This window comes from Microbacterium sp. PI-SA-G (genome assembly GCF_057215335.1).
In genome coordinates, this window is the sequence record NZ_CM170103.1 from 2,108,150 (window position 1) to 2,124,754 (window position 16,605).

General features: G+C 69.9%; 19 protein-coding genes. 11 read left to right on the top strand and 8 right to left on the bottom strand.

Going from position 1 to position 16,605, the window contains the following annotated elements:
- Nucleotides 1-83 precede the first annotated feature (83 nt).
- Complete coding sequence (locus AC2D10_RS10250) at nt 84-608, top strand: hypothetical protein (RefSeq protein ID WP_484707541.1); 525 nt, start codon at nt 84-86, stop codon at nt 606-608.
- Between the two features lie 77 nt (nt 609-685).
- On the top strand, nt 686-1,438 hold the full coding sequence (locus AC2D10_RS10255) for a hypothetical protein (protein ID WP_484707542.1): 753 nt from the start codon (nt 686-688) through the stop codon (nt 1,436-1,438).
- A gap of 102 nt (nt 1,439-1,540) precedes the next feature.
- Here AC2D10_RS10255 and AC2D10_RS10260 read toward each other — a convergent pair whose 3' ends face one another.
- Nucleotides 1,541-2,194: an FMN-dependent NADH-azoreductase gene (locus AC2D10_RS10260; RefSeq protein WP_484707544.1), complete on the bottom strand. Its 654-nt coding sequence runs from the start codon at nt 2,192-2,194 to the stop codon at nt 1,541-1,543.
- 76 nt (nt 2,195-2,270) lie between these two features.
- Here AC2D10_RS10260 and AC2D10_RS10265 point away from each other — a divergent pair, with 76 nt between their 5' ends.
- A complete protein-coding gene (locus AC2D10_RS10265) occupies nt 2,271-2,609 on the top strand; it encodes a winged helix-turn-helix transcriptional regulator (protein ID WP_484707547.1) in 339 nt (112 codons plus the stop codon).
- Between the two features lie 10 nt (nt 2,610-2,619).
- On the opposite strand, the gene AC2D10_RS10270 is transcribed toward AC2D10_RS10265, so the two are convergent.
- The gene (locus AC2D10_RS10270) at nt 2,620-4,188 is read right to left on the bottom strand and encodes an SDR family NAD(P)-dependent oxidoreductase (RefSeq protein WP_484707548.1); all 1,569 of its coding nucleotides are present in this window, start codon (nt 4,186-4,188) and stop codon (nt 2,620-2,622) included.
- 170 nt (nt 4,189-4,358) lie between these two features.
- Complete coding sequence (locus AC2D10_RS10275) at nt 4,359-5,570, bottom strand: hypothetical protein (RefSeq protein ID WP_484707550.1); 1,212 nt, start codon at nt 5,568-5,570, stop codon at nt 4,359-4,361.
- Between the two features lie 226 nt (nt 5,571-5,796).
- On the opposite strand from AC2D10_RS10275, the gene AC2D10_RS10280 reads away from it, so the two are divergent.
- The 3 genes from AC2D10_RS10280 (at nt 5,797) to AC2D10_RS10290 (ending at nt 8,706) form a co-directional block, all read left to right on the top strand.
- Nucleotides 5,797-6,864, top strand: a complete 1,068-nt coding sequence (locus tag AC2D10_RS10280; RefSeq protein WP_484707551.1) for a M4 family metallopeptidase — start codon at nt 5,797-5,799, stop codon at nt 6,862-6,864.
- An 85-nt stretch (nt 6,865-6,949) separates the two neighbouring features.
- A complete protein-coding gene (locus AC2D10_RS10285; protein WP_484707553.1) occupies nt 6,950-7,597 on the top strand; it encodes a response regulator in 648 nt (215 codons plus the stop codon).
- Nucleotides 7,594-8,706 (top strand): sensor histidine kinase, encoded by a 1,113-nt coding sequence (locus AC2D10_RS10290; protein ID WP_484707554.1) that lies wholly within the window; start codon nt 7,594-7,596, stop codon nt 8,704-8,706. Before AC2D10_RS10285 ends, AC2D10_RS10290 begins: the two co-directional genes overlap by 4 nt.
- Here AC2D10_RS10290 and AC2D10_RS10295 read toward each other — a convergent pair.
- Nucleotides 8,611-9,771: an amidohydrolase family protein gene (locus tag AC2D10_RS10295; RefSeq protein ID WP_484707555.1), complete on the bottom strand. Its 1,161-nt coding sequence runs from the start codon at nt 9,769-9,771 to the stop codon at nt 8,611-8,613. The genes AC2D10_RS10290 and AC2D10_RS10295 overlap by 96 nt on opposite strands.
- A gap of 207 nt (nt 9,772-9,978) precedes the next feature.
- Between AC2D10_RS10295 and AC2D10_RS10300 the strand changes: the two genes are divergently transcribed.
- A complete protein-coding gene (locus AC2D10_RS10300; protein WP_484707557.1) occupies nt 9,979-10,308 on the top strand; it encodes a protealysin inhibitor emfourin in 330 nt (109 codons plus the stop codon).
- Between the two features lie 26 nt (nt 10,309-10,334).
- Nucleotides 10,335-10,583, top strand: a complete 249-nt coding sequence (locus tag AC2D10_RS10305) for a hypothetical protein (protein ID WP_484707558.1) — start codon at nt 10,335-10,337, stop codon at nt 10,581-10,583.
- 16 nt (nt 10,584-10,599) lie between these two features.
- Here the strand turns inward: AC2D10_RS10305 and AC2D10_RS10310 are convergent, their stop codons facing one another.
- The gene (locus AC2D10_RS10310; protein WP_484707560.1) at nt 10,600-11,655 is read right to left on the bottom strand and encodes a mechanosensitive ion channel family protein; all 1,056 of its coding nucleotides are present in this window, start codon (nt 11,653-11,655) and stop codon (nt 10,600-10,602) included.
- A gap of 128 nt (nt 11,656-11,783) precedes the next feature.
- Here AC2D10_RS10310 and AC2D10_RS10315 point away from each other — a divergent pair, with 128 nt between their 5' ends.
- The 3 genes from AC2D10_RS10315 to AC2D10_RS10325 all read left to right on the top strand — a co-directional run bounded on the left by AC2D10_RS10315 (nt 11,784) and on the right by AC2D10_RS10325 (nt 13,699).
- A complete protein-coding gene (locus AC2D10_RS10315) occupies nt 11,784-12,518 on the top strand; it encodes a ribonuclease H family protein (RefSeq protein WP_484707563.1) in 735 nt (244 codons plus the stop codon).
- Nucleotides 12,519-12,537: 19 nt separating this feature from the next.
- Nucleotides 12,538-12,927 (top strand): DoxX family protein, encoded by a 390-nt coding sequence (locus AC2D10_RS10320; protein ID WP_484707565.1) that lies wholly within the window; start codon nt 12,538-12,540, stop codon nt 12,925-12,927.
- A gap of 79 nt (nt 12,928-13,006) precedes the next feature.
- Nucleotides 13,007-13,699, top strand: coding sequence for a Pr6Pr family membrane protein (locus AC2D10_RS10325; RefSeq protein ID WP_484707567.1), 693 nt, complete (start codon nt 13,007-13,009; stop codon nt 13,697-13,699).
- On the opposite strand, the gene AC2D10_RS10330 is transcribed toward AC2D10_RS10325, so the two are convergent.
- The 3 genes from AC2D10_RS10330 to AC2D10_RS10340 form a co-directional block, all read right to left on the bottom strand.
- Entirely contained in the window at nt 13,690-15,048 is a 1,359-nt protein-coding gene (locus tag AC2D10_RS10330; protein WP_484707568.1) for a flavin monoamine oxidase family protein, read from the bottom strand. The genes AC2D10_RS10325 and AC2D10_RS10330 overlap by 10 nt on opposite strands.
- A 166-nt stretch (nt 15,049-15,214) precedes the next feature.
- The gene (locus AC2D10_RS10335) at nt 15,215-16,192 is read right to left on the bottom strand and encodes an SRPBCC family protein (protein WP_484707570.1); all 978 of its coding nucleotides are present in this window, start codon (nt 16,190-16,192) and stop codon (nt 15,215-15,217) included.
- 2 nt (nt 16,193-16,194) lie between these two features.
- On the bottom strand, nt 16,195-16,578 hold the full coding sequence (locus AC2D10_RS10340) for an ArsR/SmtB family transcription factor (protein ID WP_484707572.1): 384 nt from the start codon (nt 16,576-16,578) through the stop codon (nt 16,195-16,197).
- Between the last annotated feature and the right edge of the window lie 27 nt (nt 16,579-16,605).

Genomic DNA, 16,605 nt, shown 5'->3' on the forward strand with positions numbered 1-16,605 from the left:
TGTGGCAGAGCGGATGCTGCGCGCCACGGTCGCGCTGTGGATAACTCGAACGGCCACCCGTGCATTCGGGCTACTTTGTGGCGGTGATGCCGAGACCCTGTGCTGCCCTTTCTGTCCTGCTGATCGCGTTCGCGGCGCTGACGACGAGCGGATGCGCTCCCGAACCCCGCCCGCCCCGCACCGCTGCCTTCGCCTCGGACGAGGAAGCGTTCGCCGCGGCCGAGAAGGTGTACCGCGCGTATGACAAGGCGGGCAACGCACGCATCGCGGGGAAGTCGTCGCCCGACCCGCAGGACTACTTGATCGGTGAGGCGCTCGAGGCTGACATCGATGGCGTGCGCGATTTCGATGAACAGGGCTTGCGGTTGTCGGGCGAGGGCGCAGTCGCGTCTTTCATCGGGCTCGAAGCGGATCTGAACGGAGAGAGCGCGACGGTCACAGCTCTTGCATGCCTCCAGGTCACCGGGATCAGATTGCTCGATGCGACCGGCGCCGATGTAACTCCTGCGGAGCGCCCTGACGTTGTCGCGCAGTCAGTCGAGTTCTCCGCCATCGACGGCGGTCTCCGCATCTCGGCCGAATCCGCCGCGGATGCCGACCGATGCTGAGTCTGCGCGGTCCCCACTCGCTAGTTCTGGCGCTGTCTTTGGTCTTCCCATTCGCCATGCTGCCGGCGCTTGCTCCGATGACGACCTGCACGAAGCAGCGGTCTCAGGCGAGCCTCTGCTCCTCCGTGGACGGCTCCTCGCTCACCGTCTCCGGCTCCCGCTCGACTCAGTCCTCCGACTCCCCCGGCTCATCGACGCCCGACGGCTCGACAGACTCGGGAACCGACGCCCCGAATCCCCAGGGTCCCAGCGCCTACGATCGCTGCCGCGCCGACGCGAGCCGGGCGCGCGTCTGCCTCAAGCCGCGGCCTCCCGCCGAGGATCTCCCGTCCGCCGCCCCAGCGACCCCCGCGATCACGATCACGGATCTCGCCGCGTTCTCCCCCGCGACGGCGATCCCCGCGAGCGAGCCCCTCGGCGTCGGCGTCGTGGGGCTGCCGACGAACTTCGTGGCGACAGCATCCGTCCACACCCGCACCGGCAGCGTGCTGGGCATCCCCGTCACCGCGCGCTTCACTCCGGCGGGCTTCGACTTCCACTACGGCGACGGCACTACGGTCACGGTCTCTTCCGGCGGGGAGACCTGGACGGCGCGCGGCCAGGCGCAGTTCACCCCGACCCCCACGAGCCACGTCTACCGCGGCCGCGGCACCTACGCCGCCGACGTCACCACGCGCTACACCGCCGAGATCGACGTCGGGACGGGCTGGGTCCCCCTCGACGGACAGCTGTCCGTGCCCGGCCCGCCCCAGCAGATGCGCATCTTCGAAGCGCACACGGCCCTCGTCCGTTACACGTGCGCAGAGCGCCCCACGGCTCCGCACTGCTGATGTGGGAGGAGATCTGCATTGCGGAGGCGAGATTCCGCGAATCCGACCTCCGCTGTGCAGATCTCCTCCGCTACGCCACAGGCCCCGAAGGGCGAACGGGCCTCAGGCCACGTTCCCCCGCAGCGCTGCGATCTCCCGACCGTACGTGCGCGCGTCGGTCTCGGCGTTCTCCTTGAGCTCGCGGGCCGTGTCGGCGAACGCGTCGAGCGCCGGGTTCACACCCACGAGAGTGAACGGACGCTCCACGACACGAAGGTCGAGCCCCCACACGTCTCCGAGCACGCGGCGCAGCCATCCGGTCGAGTGATCCCAGCCGTGCTTGGGCGTACCGGGCGCGTAGTTGCCGCCGAGCACGGTGACCAGCGTCGCGGGCTTGCCGCGCAGCGCGGTGCCGCTCGGGTCGATGCGGGGGTCGGTGTAGGCCAGGTCGAACCAGGTCTTGAAGTGCTGCGAGACCCCGTAGTTGTAGAGCGGAACCGCGAACAGCAGCGCGTCGGCACCGATGAGCTCGTCGGCGAAGCGGGTCGCGAGCGCGCGGGCCTCGTTCTGAGCGGGTGTGCGCTGATCGGCCTCGACGAAGCCTCCGGTCACCGCATCTGCCCATGCGGTCGCGGGCACCGGGTCGGCGGCCAGGTCGCGCCGGGTGACGGATGAGTCGGGGTGCGATGCCGTCCACTCGGCTTCGACCAGATCGGCGAGCGATCGGCTGGCGGACGACGCGGGCAGGATGCTGGCATCCAGGCGGAACAGGGACATGACAAGCCTCTCGTTTTCGTAGCCGCTAGGTTTTTCTTAGCGGCAGTGGTTAACGTAGCACGAGTAGGATGGGGGCATGGCCGGGATCGAGGAAGAGCTTCACGCGTGCGACGCCGCCGTCACGCTTGCCTTCAGCGTGCTCGGTAAGCGCTGGAACGGCATGATCGTGTCGACGCTCGGCAGCGGCCCCTCGACCTTCGTGGCACTGCGCCGCGGAGTCGTCGGCATCAGCGACACGGTGCTGTCGGATCGCCTCGCCGAACTCGCCGACACCGGTCTCGTCGTCCGCACCGTCGACGCCGGCCCGCCGATCACCGTGTCATACGCGCTGACCGAGAGCGGGCAGGATCTGCTGCCGATCCTCGATCAGCTCGGCAACTGGGCGTCGATGAACCTCGAGCGCCGCGCGCGCTGAGCCCGCGGGCTCACCAGGGGCTGGGCTCGTAGTCCTTCAGGAATACGCCCTGCACGTCTTCGCCGGCCTCGCCGCGCACGATCGGGTCGTACACCCGTGCGGCGCCGTCGACCAGGTCGAGAGGCGCATGGAAGCCCTCCTCGGCCAGGCGGACCTTCGTGTAGTGCGGGCGCTCGTCGGTGATCCAGCCGGTGTCGACCGCGGTCATCAGGATGCCGTCGGTCTCGAGCATCTCGCCGGCGCTGGTGCGGGTGAGCATGTTCAGCGCGGCCTTGGCCATGTTGGTGTGCGGATGCCCCGGCCCCTTGTACCGACGGGAGAACTGCCCCTCCATCGCCGACACGTTCACGACGTACTTGCGACGGGAGTCGGATGCCGCCATCGACGCGCGCAGGCGGCTGATGAGCAGGAACGGCGCCGTGGTGTTGGCGAGCTGCACCTCGAGCATCTCGAGCGGATCGACCTGGTCGATCGACTGCACCCAGCTGTTGGTGCGGTTCACGTCGGGCACGAGCCCGCCCGCGTCGATCGCGGTGCCGTCGGCGTGCTTCTGCAGCGATGACGACCCGGGCGCCATCGCGAGCCGCGCGAGATCCTCCGCCGTCAGCGCCTGCCCGCCCTGCTCGGCCACAGTGCCGCCGAGCGCTGCGACCGACAGGAGCGGGTGCGCGTCGACTGACGCCTGCAGCGCCTGCGGATGCGGATCGGCCGTGTGCCCGAACGTCTCCATCTCGGGAAGCGGCCCGTCGGGCAGCGGCTGCAGCTCGGCATCCGCGAGCAGCGAGTACGAACCGGGCGAGCGGCGCACGGTCTGCGCGGCGTTGTTGATGAGGATGTCGAGCGGACCCTGAGCGGTGACCGAGTCGGCGAGACCGATCACCTGCGCAGGGTCACGCAGGTCGATGCCGACCACCCGCAGCCGGTGCAGCCAGTCGGCCGAGTCTGGCAGCGCCGAGAAGCGGCGCACGGCATCGCGCGGGAAACGCGTGGTGATGGTCGTGTGCGCCCCGTCGCGCAGCAGCCGGAGCGCGATGTGCATGCCGATCTTCGCGCGCCCGCCGGTGAGCAGCGCGCGCTTGCCGGTGAGGTCCGTGCGGGCGTTGCGCTTGCCGTGGCTGAAGCGCGCGCAGCCGGGGCAGAGCTGGTGGTAGAACGCATCGACCACGGTGTACGGCTGCTTGCAGATGTAGCAGTTGCGCGGCTTGAGCAGCTCTCCCGCGATGGGGGCGTCGACGACGCTGGTGGCCAGGTCGTGCCCGCGGGTCTCGTCGTCGATGCGATCCGGGGCGCCGGTCGCGGTCCGGGCGACGACGGCCTTGTCGGCCTCGGCGATCGCGTCGCGGATCTCCTTGCGTCGCACCCGCTTGACCGCCTTGAACATGGCGGCCGTGGCGTGGCGGACGGCGACGAAGTCGGGGTGCTCGTTGTCGATCTTGTGGAGGCTCGAGAGCACGCGCAGCGTCGTGGCGAGATCGTCGGGGTCGATGCCGGTGCCGAGCACGTCGCGCAGCTCGTCGCTCGCGCCCGCCTCGTCCGCAGGGTCCCTGAGCGCGTCGTAGGGTCCAGGCGCATCGGTCATTGTGCTGATTTTACGCGAGAGTCCTGCACGGTCGCCGTACACAACTCAGCAAGAACTGCGGCCGGCGCCCCGAAACAGTCCGCGAGCGCCCGGGAAACGCACGTTCTTGCTGAATTGTGAACGCGAAAGGGGCGAGCCCGGACTCCCGGACCCGCCCCCGTCGCGTGAACTCAGTGCCCGGCTGCGCCGACCACCACGAACTCGTTCGGCACGACGTCGAGCGTCGCGTCGGCCGAGACCTCACCCGTGTGCAGGTCGACCGCGAGGATGCGGTTGCTCGCGGGCTCGGTCACGTACGCGATGTCGCCGACCACGCGCAGGCCCGGGTGCGGCTGCTGCCACTCCGTCGGGCTCTCCCACGCCTCGATGACGTTCCAGGACTCCTGCACGGTGCCGGTCTCGTCGAGCACGTTGAGGCTGCCGTCCGATCCGAGGACGATGATGTTGTCGTGCGCGTCACGGCCCACGCCGCGCCACGTGTACTCGACGCCCTCGGGCAGGTCGACGACCGACAGCTTCTGCGCGTCGGTGTCGATCAGCGCGAGCTGCGAGAGGAAGTAGCCCTCGGAGTCGGGGTCGGCGTTGTAGTCGGCCGCGGCGATCGCACTCGTCTCGCTGACGTAGGCGTTGCCCGACCGGCCGTACTCGTCGGGTGCGTCGAGCTTCGTGAACACGCCGTCGTCGAACAGCAGCACGCCGTCGGTGCAGCCGAACATGACGACTTCGCCCTTGAGTGCTCCCTCGCCGTGCACGCTGGGGCATTCCTCGTTGCGGGCGATCTCGGCGCCCGATGCGTCGAGCAGGCGCACGCCGCTGCGCGTCTCGGCGTTGCCGAGGGTTGACAGAGTCGTTCCGTCCGAGAGCTCGATGGCGACGCCGTGGTGCGCCTCCTCCGACGAGATCGTGTCGAAGTCGGGCAGCGTGCCGGTGCCGATCGAGTCGGTGTCGAACACCTTCACCTCGCCGGTGCCGTCGTCGAACAGGGCCGTGCGGCCCTCGTGCGGGGTGACGTGGCCGGGGGTCGTCGCCTCGAAGACCTCGCCGGTGAACTCGACCGTGTCGGTTGCGAGGCCGGTGTCGAGCAGGTGGAAGCCGTCCTCGGCGGTGACGAAGACGTGTCCGTCGTGGTCGCCGGCGCTGTTCACGCGCAGGAAGCCGTCGAGGTCGACATCGCCGATCGGGTCGAGGGTCTCGCCGTCGAGCACGACGATGCCGCCCTCGTAGGCGACCGCGACGCGGGTGTCGCCCTCGTGGTTCTCGGTCTCCGCCGAGGCGGTGTTCTCGGATGCCGGGGGCGATGAGGTCGCGCATCCGGCGAGCGCGACGACGGCGAGCGCGCCGATCGCGCCGACCGCGAGACGGCTGCGGGCAGGTCGGTACATGTGGGGTGTCTCTCTTTCGTGGGGAGGGTGCGCGGGGCGCGCGTGACGGGTCACCGTCGAGGTTTCGGGGCACCGACCGGTCGGCGGCATGAGGCCGTGGTCGATGCATCTCACACTATTGAGAACGATTCTCAATCTCAAGTCGAGCGCGGCGATCCCGAGGAATTCACCCGGCATCCCGCTCCGAAAACACCGCGACGTCGGTGGCCCGGCGTAGGGTCTGACCATGAGCCGCACATACGGAGAACCCCGGGGAGTCGTCCCCTCGTACCTGCTTGCGCGCCTGGCCGAGTCCGGTCGCTTCCCCCGGGCCGCCGCCGCCGCACGGCAGACGCTGACCGCCGGGCGCCCGCCGTTCCGCGCTCGCCTCGACCTGTCGATCGACGAGAACGGCGATCTCGTCGCCCAGCTCTCCGACGCCCCGAACCGCACGATCAGCGATGCCGGCAACACGCAGACGCTACCCGGCGCCGTCGTGCGCACCGAAGACGACGATCCGGTCGACGACGTCGCGGTGAATCAGGCGTTCGACGGCCTCGGCGCGACGTTCGAGCTGCTGCTCACGGCCTTCGGGCGCAACTCCCTCGACGACGCCGGAGCCCCGCTCGACGCCACCGTGCACTACGGCCTCGACTACGACAACGCCTTCTGGGACGGCGAGCGCATGGTGTTCGGCGACGGCGACGGCGAGGTGTTCCAGAACTTCACCGCCTCGACCACGGTCATCGGGCATGAGCTCGCGCACGGCGTCGTGCAGCACACCGCGAACCTCGAGTACCAGGGCCAGCCCGGCGCGCTCAACGAATCGGTGGCCGACGTGTTCGGCGCCCTCACCGAGCAGTACCTGCTGAGCCAGACCGCCGACCAGGCCTCGTGGCTGATCGGTGCCGAGATCTTCACCGACGCCGTGCAGGGCGCCGCGCTGCGCTCGATGATCGCGCCCGGTACCGCATACGACGACGACGAGCTGGGCAAAGACCCGCAGCCCGCGCACATGAGCGACTTCGTGCGCACCACCGAAGACAACGGCGGCGTGCACATCAACTCCGGCATCCCCAACCGCGCCTTCGCGCTGTTCGCGATCGACCTCGGCGGCAATGCCTGGGAGCGCGCCGGCACGACCTGGTATCGCGCCCTGACCGGCGGGCTGTCGAGCACCGCCACCTTCACCGAATTCGCCGACGCCACCGTCGCCGCGGCCACCGAGATCGACGACGACACGGCCGCCGCTGCCCGACGCGCCTGGTCGACGGTCGGGGTCTACCGAGACGAACGGGTGCCCTCCACCGACTGACGCCGGCGACCGAGGCCGGCGCACCCGCGTATCTTTGAGGGCGGGCGTGGGGCTTGGCCAAGGAGATGGCGTAGTGATACGTGTGGTGATCGTCGACGACGAAGCACTCGTCCGTTCAGGGTTCCGATTGATTCTCGGCGCCGCCCCCGACATCGAGGTGGTCGATGCGGTCGACGGCGGGGAGGCGACGGAGTCGATACGTCGCGAGCAACCCGATGTCGTGCTGCTCGACATCCGGATGCCGGGCCGCAGCGGCCTCGACATCCTGAGCGACATCCAGAAGATGCCGTCGCCGCCGGTGGTGGCCGTGCTCACCACCTTCGACTCCGACGACTACATCACCCGTGCGCTCGGTGAGGGAGCGGCCGGGTTCCTGGTCAAAGACACCGATCCGGAGCAGCTGCCCACCCTGATCCGCTCGCTGGCCGCGGGTGGGATCGTGATGTCGCCCCAGGTGTCGCGCACCGTGATCGACGGGTATCTCGGCGCCGGAGACCGCACCTCGTCGCGCCTGATCGACACGCTCACCCACCGCGAACGACAGGTCCTGACGCGCGTCGCCGCGGGGCGGTCGAACGCCGAGATCGGTGCTGACCTGCACCTGAGCGTCGGCACGATCAAAGACCACGTCAGCGCCATCCTGGGCAAGCTCGGCGTCTCCACCCGACTGCAGGCCGCCCTCCTCGCCGAGCGGAGCGGCCTGACCCACGCCCCCGCCGCCGAGCGGCGATGATGCGCTCGTGGCGGGTCGCCCCCGCACTGGTCGACACGCTCCTCGTCGCGGCCGCGGTCTTCGAGTGCCTGCACTACTACCTCGGCGCCGACGCCCCTGTGCCCGTCGCACTCGGGATCATCGGGGCGGCCGGGCTGTTCTTCCGCCGCCGCTGGCCGTGGCTGTCACTGCTGCTCGTGGTGCCCGCGCTGATCTTCTCGTCGGCCTTCATCGCCGGCCTGGTCGCGCTCTACTCGGTCGCCGTCGCCGAGAGCCGCCGGTGGACGATCATGATCACGGGCATCGTCTTCGCCTCGGCCGCCGCTGTGCTGCTCGGCAGAGTGCTGATCGGCGACACCCTGGCGCTCCTGCACGTCGACCTCATCGGATGCCTCGCCTTCGCCGTGCTCGCCATCGCCGCCCCGATCGCCCTCGGTCTGCTGGTGCGCACGCGCCGTGAACTCACCGCTCGACTGCACGACCTCGAGCAGGCCGCCCACAGCGAGCGACGGCACGCCGAAGAGGAGATCCTCGCCACCGAACGCGCACGGATCGCCCGCGAGATGCACGACGTGGTCTCGCATCAGGTCAGCCTCCTGGCCGTCCAGGCGGGAGCACTCCAGGTCGACACGTCCGAACCTGATGTGCGATCCGCAGCCCGCACGATGCGCTCGCTCGCCGTGAAGACGCTCGACGAGCTGCGCCAGATGGTCACGGTTCTGCGGGTGACCGGAAGCACCAGCGGTCAGCTCGCCCCGCAACCGACCCTCGACGATCTCAGCGACCTCATCGAGAGTTCCGGCATCCGCACCCTGACAGCCATCAATCTGCCCGCCGAGCTGCCCGCCAGCGTCCCGAGGACCATCTATCGCACGGTGCAGGAAGCGCTCACCAACATCCGCAAGCACGCTCCCGGGGCCGACGCCACCATCACCGCACGCACCGCCGGGGGCTTCATCACCCTCGCCGTGCACAACAGCCCGGCCACATCGGAGTCGATGAACCTGCCCTCCGCCGGGCACGGACTGATCGGACTACGCGAGCGCGCCGAGCTGCTCGGCGGCCGCCTGACGACCCGCACCGACCGCGAGGGCGGCCACACCCTCACCCTGCGCATCCCGTACACCTGAGCGCTGGGCCGTTCCGAACACCCGCACGGCGTTGCGGTGGTACAGCTTGTCGATCACGGTACGCGGCAGCGCCAGGCCAGGGACCTCGGCGTCGAGGGCGCCGATGCGCTGAGTCTCGGCGGTGGCGAGGTAGCGCCAGTCCGACGTCCAGATGCCGTGCGCGGCGCGACGGAACTTCTCGGGGTCGGCGTGCGTGTTGAAGGTCAGATCGGTGCCGTAGAGCACTCGGTCCTGGTAGCGGATGAAGAAGTCGCGCACCTTCTCGCGGTCGCGCAGCGACTGGTGCTGCAGCTGACTCACGCGCGACGACGTGTCGACGACGACCTCGGGGAAGCGATCGAGGAACACCCCCAGCCGGTCGACATCGTGCTCGAGGCTGCCCAGGTGGGCGGCGACGAACGGCAGACCGGGATGAGCGGTGAGGAAGCGGTCGCGCATGGCGATCAGGTCGTCGTGACTGGGCAGATCGGGATGACGGTGCATGTGGTACTGCGGACGGCGGCCGAAGTACCGACGGTCGCCGTCGGTCGTCATCTCCTCCAGCGGCAGCCAGCAGTTGTGCGGTTCACCCTGATGACCGATCAGCACCAGGCCCAGGGAGCGCACCTCTGCCGCCGCAAGCGCCAGGTCGGGGTGGTCGAGCATGACGAGGCGCCCCTCGGCATCCCTCGCACTCATGCCGACGTCCTTCCAGACCTTCACCGCACGCGCACCGTCCATGTGCGCGTCAGCCAGCCCGGCGGCCACGCGCTCGACCCACCCCGGCTGCCCGAAGCCGCTCATCGAGAACGTGGTGGCCCAGTGCACGCGACCCGGATAGGCCGCGGCGAGCCCCATCGCCACCGCGCGCTGTTCGGCGATCCCGGGAAAGTCCGGGCAGTCGACGTTGATCGTCATGAGCTCGAAGCCGTCGTCGCGTGCCTGCTCGATGAAAGCGGTGTCGTCGAGATTCGCGTGCACGTGGGCGTCGAACTTCGGGATCCGCCCGAAGTCCTCCATGCCGTACGGCTCCGACTCGAGGTCATCCTGCTGACAATCGACCGTTTCCCCCCGCGTCGAGAACACGCGCACCTCACATCACTTTCCCCGCAGCGCCGAACAGCGCTCCCCACTTCAGCGTCGCGAGGTGGCGTGCGGCGCGATATCCGTCACCCGGCCGGAACGGCCCCGTCATCCGGCCGGAGCCGCGGCACCGTGGTGCCGGGCGGTGCCGTGCCCCTGCGGCGAGCACGGCCGCTCGACGCGCGAGGGTGAGCATGGGAGTCTGGGGGGATGAGCGAGAACCCTCGACCGACCGACGCCGACGCCGATGTCGACGCCGACGTCGTCATCGCCGTCGTGCGCTCGGGCGGGATCGCCGGCATCCGGCGCCGCTGGCGGGTCGAGGCCGAGCCCACCGCCGCCGACGAGTGGATCGCTCTGATCGACCGGTGCCCGTGGGACGACGACGACGCGGATGCCGCCACCGGCGCCGACCGCTTCGTCTGGAGCATCCAGGCCCGCACCCCTGCGGTGCAGCACGAGCGCGAGCTTCCTGATTCCGCCCTCGCGGGGCCGTGGCTCGAGCTGGTGCAGGCGGTGCGTGCGGCGCAGCGGCGCTGACGCCGGTCCGGGGCGAGAATGGTCGCATGGGACTGTTTCAGAATCGCCCGGAAGAAGCCGAGACCCAGTGGGCGGGTCTGCCGTCGGAGCCGCGCGAGAACGACGGCACCGAGGTGCTCGACACGGTGCCGGGCGTCGATCCGATGAGCCTCGACTTCGGCGGCTCGATCAGCTCGATCGTGTTCCCGGTCGCGCCTCCCGCGCCGTCCGCCTCGTCGATCGACGACAGCGAACCCGCCGACGATCCGCTGCCGGAGGGCCCGACCGCCGACTAGCGGCGGACGACCCGCGTCACTCGGCGCGCTGCGCGGCGTCGAGCTCGACGCGTGTGCGCGGCAGGGCGTCGGGGTGCTCGCGCTGCAACCAGGTCATGATCTTCTCGCGCACCTCGCAGCGCAGAGCCCACTGATCGTCGGAGTCCTTCGACGACATCACGAAGCGCACCGTCACGAAGCCGCCCTGCGAATCGGTGACCAGGGCGCTCGACGACCGGCCGTCCCAGGCGGGCGACGCCTCGACGATGCGCTGGAACTCGACGCGCAACTCCTCCATCGGCACGTTCCAGTCGAGGTCCATGTAAACGGTGCCGAGGATCTTGTCGGACCTCCGCGTCCAGGTCTCGATCGGGGTGGTGGTGAAGTAGCTGCACGGCACGACGAGCCGCCGCTCATCCCAGATGTACACGACGACGTACGACAGGTTGATCTCGCCGATCCGGCCCCATTCGCCCTCGACCACGACGACATCGCCCACGCGGATCGCATCGGTGAAGGCGACCTGCACTCCTGCGATGAGGTTGCCGAGGATCGACTGTGCCGCCAGACCGGCGATGATGCTGACGATTCCGGCGGAGGCAAGCAGGCTCGTGCCCACCGCACGCATCTCGGGGAAGGTGAACAGCACGGTCCCGAGCGCGAGCACCGCGATCGTGACCAGGACCAGGCGGTGGATGACGAGTAGCTGCGTGCGACGGCGGCGCGCCTCGGGTCCGACGAGCAGTGTCTCCTCGCGCGAGATCAGGCGCTCGAACGCGAGGGAGACCGCGGCGGCGAGCAGCCAGGAGCCGGTGAGGATCGTGGCGATCAGGAAGAGCCGTGAGACCGCGGGCCACCACGACTGCGAGGCCGGCTCGGTGATCGCGCAGGCGATCCACACCGCGACGACGGCGGTGGTCGCGATCATCGCGTTGCGCACGCGCCGGGCGACGTCGCGCACCCACGCCAGCCGTCGGCCCACGAGCGCGGCGATCAGCGCCAGAAGGAGCAGAGCCGCCGAGGCGGCCACGATCGCGATGACGAGGGCCGAGACGGTGCCGAACCAGGAGTCCCATTCGAAGCCGGAAGACATTCGTCCACCCTAGGTCGGGCATGTGAACGGCGCGAACCCGGAGAGCGTCGGTTGACAGTGCGGGCATCGGGGCCTCACCCTGGCCACCCCGGTCGGGTGGCGTCGTGGGCCGCGGCTACGGTGGAGGGATGACGATCACCGCCGCCGCAGACGGCTCCGCCCTGGGCAACCCCGGCCCGAACGGCTGGGCCTGGTACATCGACGACGACAACTGGGCAGCCGGCGGATCCCCTCACGGCACGAACAACCAGGGCGAGCTGCAGGCGGTGCTCGAACTGCTGCGTGCGACGGCGGGCATCGACGAGAAGCTCATCATCGAGTGCGACAGCCGGTACGTGATCGACTCGGTGACCAAATGGATGCCGGGCTGGAAGCGCCGCGGCTGGCGCAAGTCCGACGGCGGACCCGTGCTCAACCGCGAGCTGCTCGAGGGCATTGACGAGGTCATCCGCGGACGCGACGTCGAGTTCTCGTGGGTCAAGGGGCACGCCGGGCACCCGCTGAACGAGGCCGCAGACGAGCGTGCGAACGCCGCGGCGACCGCGTACAAGCAGAAGCAGGAGCCGCGCCGGGGCCCCGGCTTCTCGAGTGGATCCGGTGCCGGTGCGGCGGTCGCGGCATCCGCTCCGGTCGCGGCGGCAGCGTCGGGGTCTGCATCCGCGCAGTCCCCTGCTGCCGCGGAGCCGACCCCGCCCGCGCAGCTGTGGGCCGAGGCCTCCGACCTCCTCGACGGACTCGACGCTCCGCGCGCCGAACCGATCGACGTCCATCTCAGCCTCACGGGCGAGGAGCACGCCCGGCTGCGCGATCGCGCCGAGGCGCAGGGCGTCTCGCTCGAGCAGGCTCTGCGTCGCCTGATCTGACCGCGCGTACACTCGCACCATGGCTTCTGCTGCTCGCACGATCGGCCGCGTCTTCCTGGGCTCCGCCCTCGTCTTCGCCGGCATCTCGCATCTGACCTTCGCACGCGACGAGTTCCAGGCGCAGGTGCCCGAGTCGCTGCCGCTCGACCCCGATGCGACGGTCATCGCGTCGGGCGTCGCCGAAGTCGGCCTCGGGGCGGCGCTGCTGTTCGCGAAGAAGCGGCGCGGACTGGTCGGCACCATCGCGGCCCTGTTCTTCGTGGCCGTGTTCCCCGGCAATGTCGCGCAGTGGATGCATCACCGCGACGGCTTCGGACTCGACACCGACATGCAGCGCTTCGGTCGGCTGTTCTTCCAGCCGGTGCTCGTGGCGCTGTCGCTGTGGTCGACGCGCAGCGCGCGCCGCTGAACGAATCCGCCTCTGAACGCATCCGCCGCCCACCGATGACGCCGTGCTCCGGCGGTCGTCCGTAGACTCGGCTGATGGCATGGACGGCGGCGACGCAGCGGTGAAGGCGCGTACCGTCTTCGGCCTGCTCCGGCTGAGCGCGGCCGCTCTCTGCCTGGTCGCGCTGATCCATCGGCTGAGCTGGGGCCTGGCGTCGAACACCATCGCCAGCCAGAACTTCTTCGCGTACCTCACCAACCAGTCCAACATCATGTTCGTCGCGCTGCTGATCGCCGCCGGCGTGGTCGCCCTGCGACGCGAACGCGACCCGCGCTGGCTCACCATCTCGCTCGCACTGGTGCTGACCTGGACGATCACGGCCGGCCTCGTGTTCGCTTTGCTGGTGTGGCAGGCGGGGCTGCGCGGCATCCGCATCGACGTGCCGTGGTCCGATCAGGTGCTGCACTTCTGGCTGCCGGCCTGCACGGTCATCGCGTGGGCGCTGGCGCCGGGCCACCGCACCGTACCGTGGCGCGTGATCCCCGTGACCCTCGTGTACCCCCTGATCTGGGGGGCGTTCACGATGATCCGCGGTCCGCTGATCGGCTGGTACCCCTATTACTTCCTCGACCCGCGGCAGGTGAGCGGGCCCTCGGAGTTCCTGATGTCGTCGGGCATCGCGCTGGCGACGTTCGCAGTGGTCGCGACGGCGATGGTCGGGATCAGCCGGATGCCGGAGCCGCACCGACGACGCGCCGATCAGCGGTCACGCCAGGCCGTCGCTCAGACGTAGACACGCAAGGACGCGAGCGCGGCCTCGACCGCCTCGGCCTCCCCCAGCTCAGCGAACTCCTCGGCGGCCGAACCGCCGACGATGCCGACCAGCACGTTCTCGCCGGTCGCCGGTCGCAGATTCACCCAGGTGCGGATCAGCGCGTCGCTGACGACGGTGTGCCAGAGCGCCGCATCCGACTCTCCGAACGGCTCGTCGAACTGCAGCCAGATCGTCTCGATGGCCCCCATACCCAGGGCGGCGATCGCGCCGCGGTTCGCGAAGGGCAGCGGCGGCTCGAACTCGATGCCCTGCTGCTGCAGCACGCCCAGCGGGACGGTCACGACGACGCGATCGAACGACAGCGCCTCGCCCGTGCCGAGCCGCACGCTCACGCCGCTGTCGTCGTACGCGAGTCCGGCGACCGTCGACGACAGGCCCACCCTCACGCCGTCGAGGGTCTGATCGATGAAGGGAGCGAGGGTGTCGCGGGCCGCCTGCTGCTCGCCGAACGTGAGCGCCGGCGGGAACCAGCTCGAAAGCCGGTCGGCGTCGGCTCCCGTGTGCGTCGCGAGCAGCGCGAGCAGCGCGGCGGTCGCGGGATCGGCCGGGTCGACACCCGCCGCGGTCAGCGCGTCGGCGAGCGAGGTGTCTTCGGGGCCGGCCTGAGCCGCGGTGACGGCGGCCTGCAGGGGCTCGGCCGCGACGGGCTCGACCTCACCTTCGGGCGACAGCCACTGCGCGCCGGAGAGATCGACGATGCCGACCTCGCTTCCGCTGAGACGGTCGAGCAGGTCGGCGTCGGCCTCGCCGAACAGCCAGGCGCCCAGCTGCACCGGCATCGGCCAGTCCTCGCCCGTGACCGACTGCACGCGTCCGCCCACGCGATCGCGGCCCTCGAAGACCGTGACCTCCATGCCGGCGCTCGCGAGTCGCGCGGCGGCGGTCGCTCCGGCGAGTCCGGCGCCGACGACGGCGATCCGTTCACCGTCGTCCGCCAGCTCGCGGATCTCGTCGACGACGCGTTCGCCCGAGCGGATCGCCCCGCGCATCGTGCCCGGTTCGTCTTCATCCGTCGCCTCGCCCGCGAAGAACAGCCGGTCGCTGACCGGCGCCGCGAGAGCCGTCCGCGTGCCGGCGATCACGCCGACCGGGGTGAAGCTGGCGGCGCCCCACGAGAACGGGTCGGTGCTCCACGCACTGCGCACTGTCGCCGTCGGGACGGGAACGCCCACCTCGGGCTCGGGGGTTCGCGTCGCGGTCGGCGACGGGGAGGGGCCGGGCGTCGGCTCGGGGGTGCACGAGGCCAGCAGCACCGAGACAGCCCCGGCGCCGGCGCCCAGAAGCAGAGTGCGGCGAGTGATCCTCATCGTTCCGCCACTTTATCCCGCCTCGCGCGCGCGTGCCCGACTGTCGGCGTTCACAACTCAGCAAGAACGGCCGCAACGCGCCAGAACCGGCCGATCCTCGGGGGATCGGCCGGTTCTTGCTGAATTGTGCACGCGCACCGGCGCGCACCACGCGCGCGCACTCCGCTCAGACGGCGAGCAGCTCCCGCTCCAGCCGCGCGTACGAGGTCTCCATGCCGTCGGCCATGCCGGTGGCGAGGATCATGTCGCGCGTCTCCTTGTCGGGGTACTCGATGTACAGCGTGATCAGGGTCGCGCCGTCCTCCTCGTACAGGTTCAGGTCGTTGAGCGTCTCGACCGGCATCCCGATCATCCGCTCGGTGTTGACCGCACGGCGCGGGGCGTCGATCAGCAGCGCCTCGCCCTCGAAGCCGAACGGCTCGCCCTCGGTGTCGCCCACCGGCGCCCACGAGGTGATGTAGCTCTGCCCGACCTCGGTCGCGACGGTGCACTCCGTCATCTCCCAGCCGTCGGGTCCGAGCAGCCACTGCTTCATGAGCTCGGGGTCGTTGTGCGCACGCCAGACCAGGTCGCGCGGCCCCTCGATCAGACGCGTGATGCGCACATGCGTGTCGTCGAGCTTCTCGACCTGCGTGCCCTTGCCCTGCGCGTACTCGCGCAGGTCCTGCAGCACGGCGTCGAGCTGCGACATCGCCATCGTCGTGCCCTCGACAGCGCCCATCGCGACGACCTGTTCGAGCGCGGCGGCCGAGTCGAAGTGGCTGACGTTGACCATGCGGGTGCCCTCGGCGGTCGACTCAAACCGGAAGGTCATCCGCATCGCGGGCAGGTCGGGGATCGCGGTGCCGTCGTCGTCGACGAAGGAGTCGATCACGTCGAAGCCGTGCGGGGCGTCGATCGAGAGGAACTCCCACGCTCCCGACGGGGTCTCGCCGCGCGGGCCGTGCATCGTGTAGAGCGCGCGTCCGCCGACGGTGTGCTCCCAGGCGCGGAAGGTCGCGGGCCATCCGGGAGGACCCCAGAAGCGCTCGAGCTGGCGCGGGTCGCTGTATGCAGCCCAGACCCGCTCGATCGGCGCGGCCAGGTCGGCGATCACGGTCATGGTGAGGTTCTCGGCATCGGTGGTGACGTCGGTGACAGGCATTGTCAGTCTCCTTGTTCTTGTCGTGGGGTGTTCTGGGTGTTCTCGGGCTTCTCGGGCTCGGCGAGCAGATCGTCGAGTCGGGCGATGCGCGACCGCCACAGCTCTTCGTATCGGGCGAGGAGCGCCCTGGCGCGGGCGATCATCTCGGGGTTCGCGCGGACGAGCCGCTCGCGTCCCTCGGCGCGCTTGACGATGAGGTTCGCGGCTTCGAGCACGGCCACATGTTTCTGCACCGCGGCGAACGACATCTCGTATTCAGAGGCGAGGGTCGAGACGGACTGCTCCCGCTCGATCGTCCGGCGCAGGATGTCGCGCCGGGTCGACGTCGCCAATGCGTGGAACACACGGTCGACCTCCGCTTCGCTCAGTTCTCTTTGTGCAACCATTTGGTTGTACGTTATGCCTGCACGGGG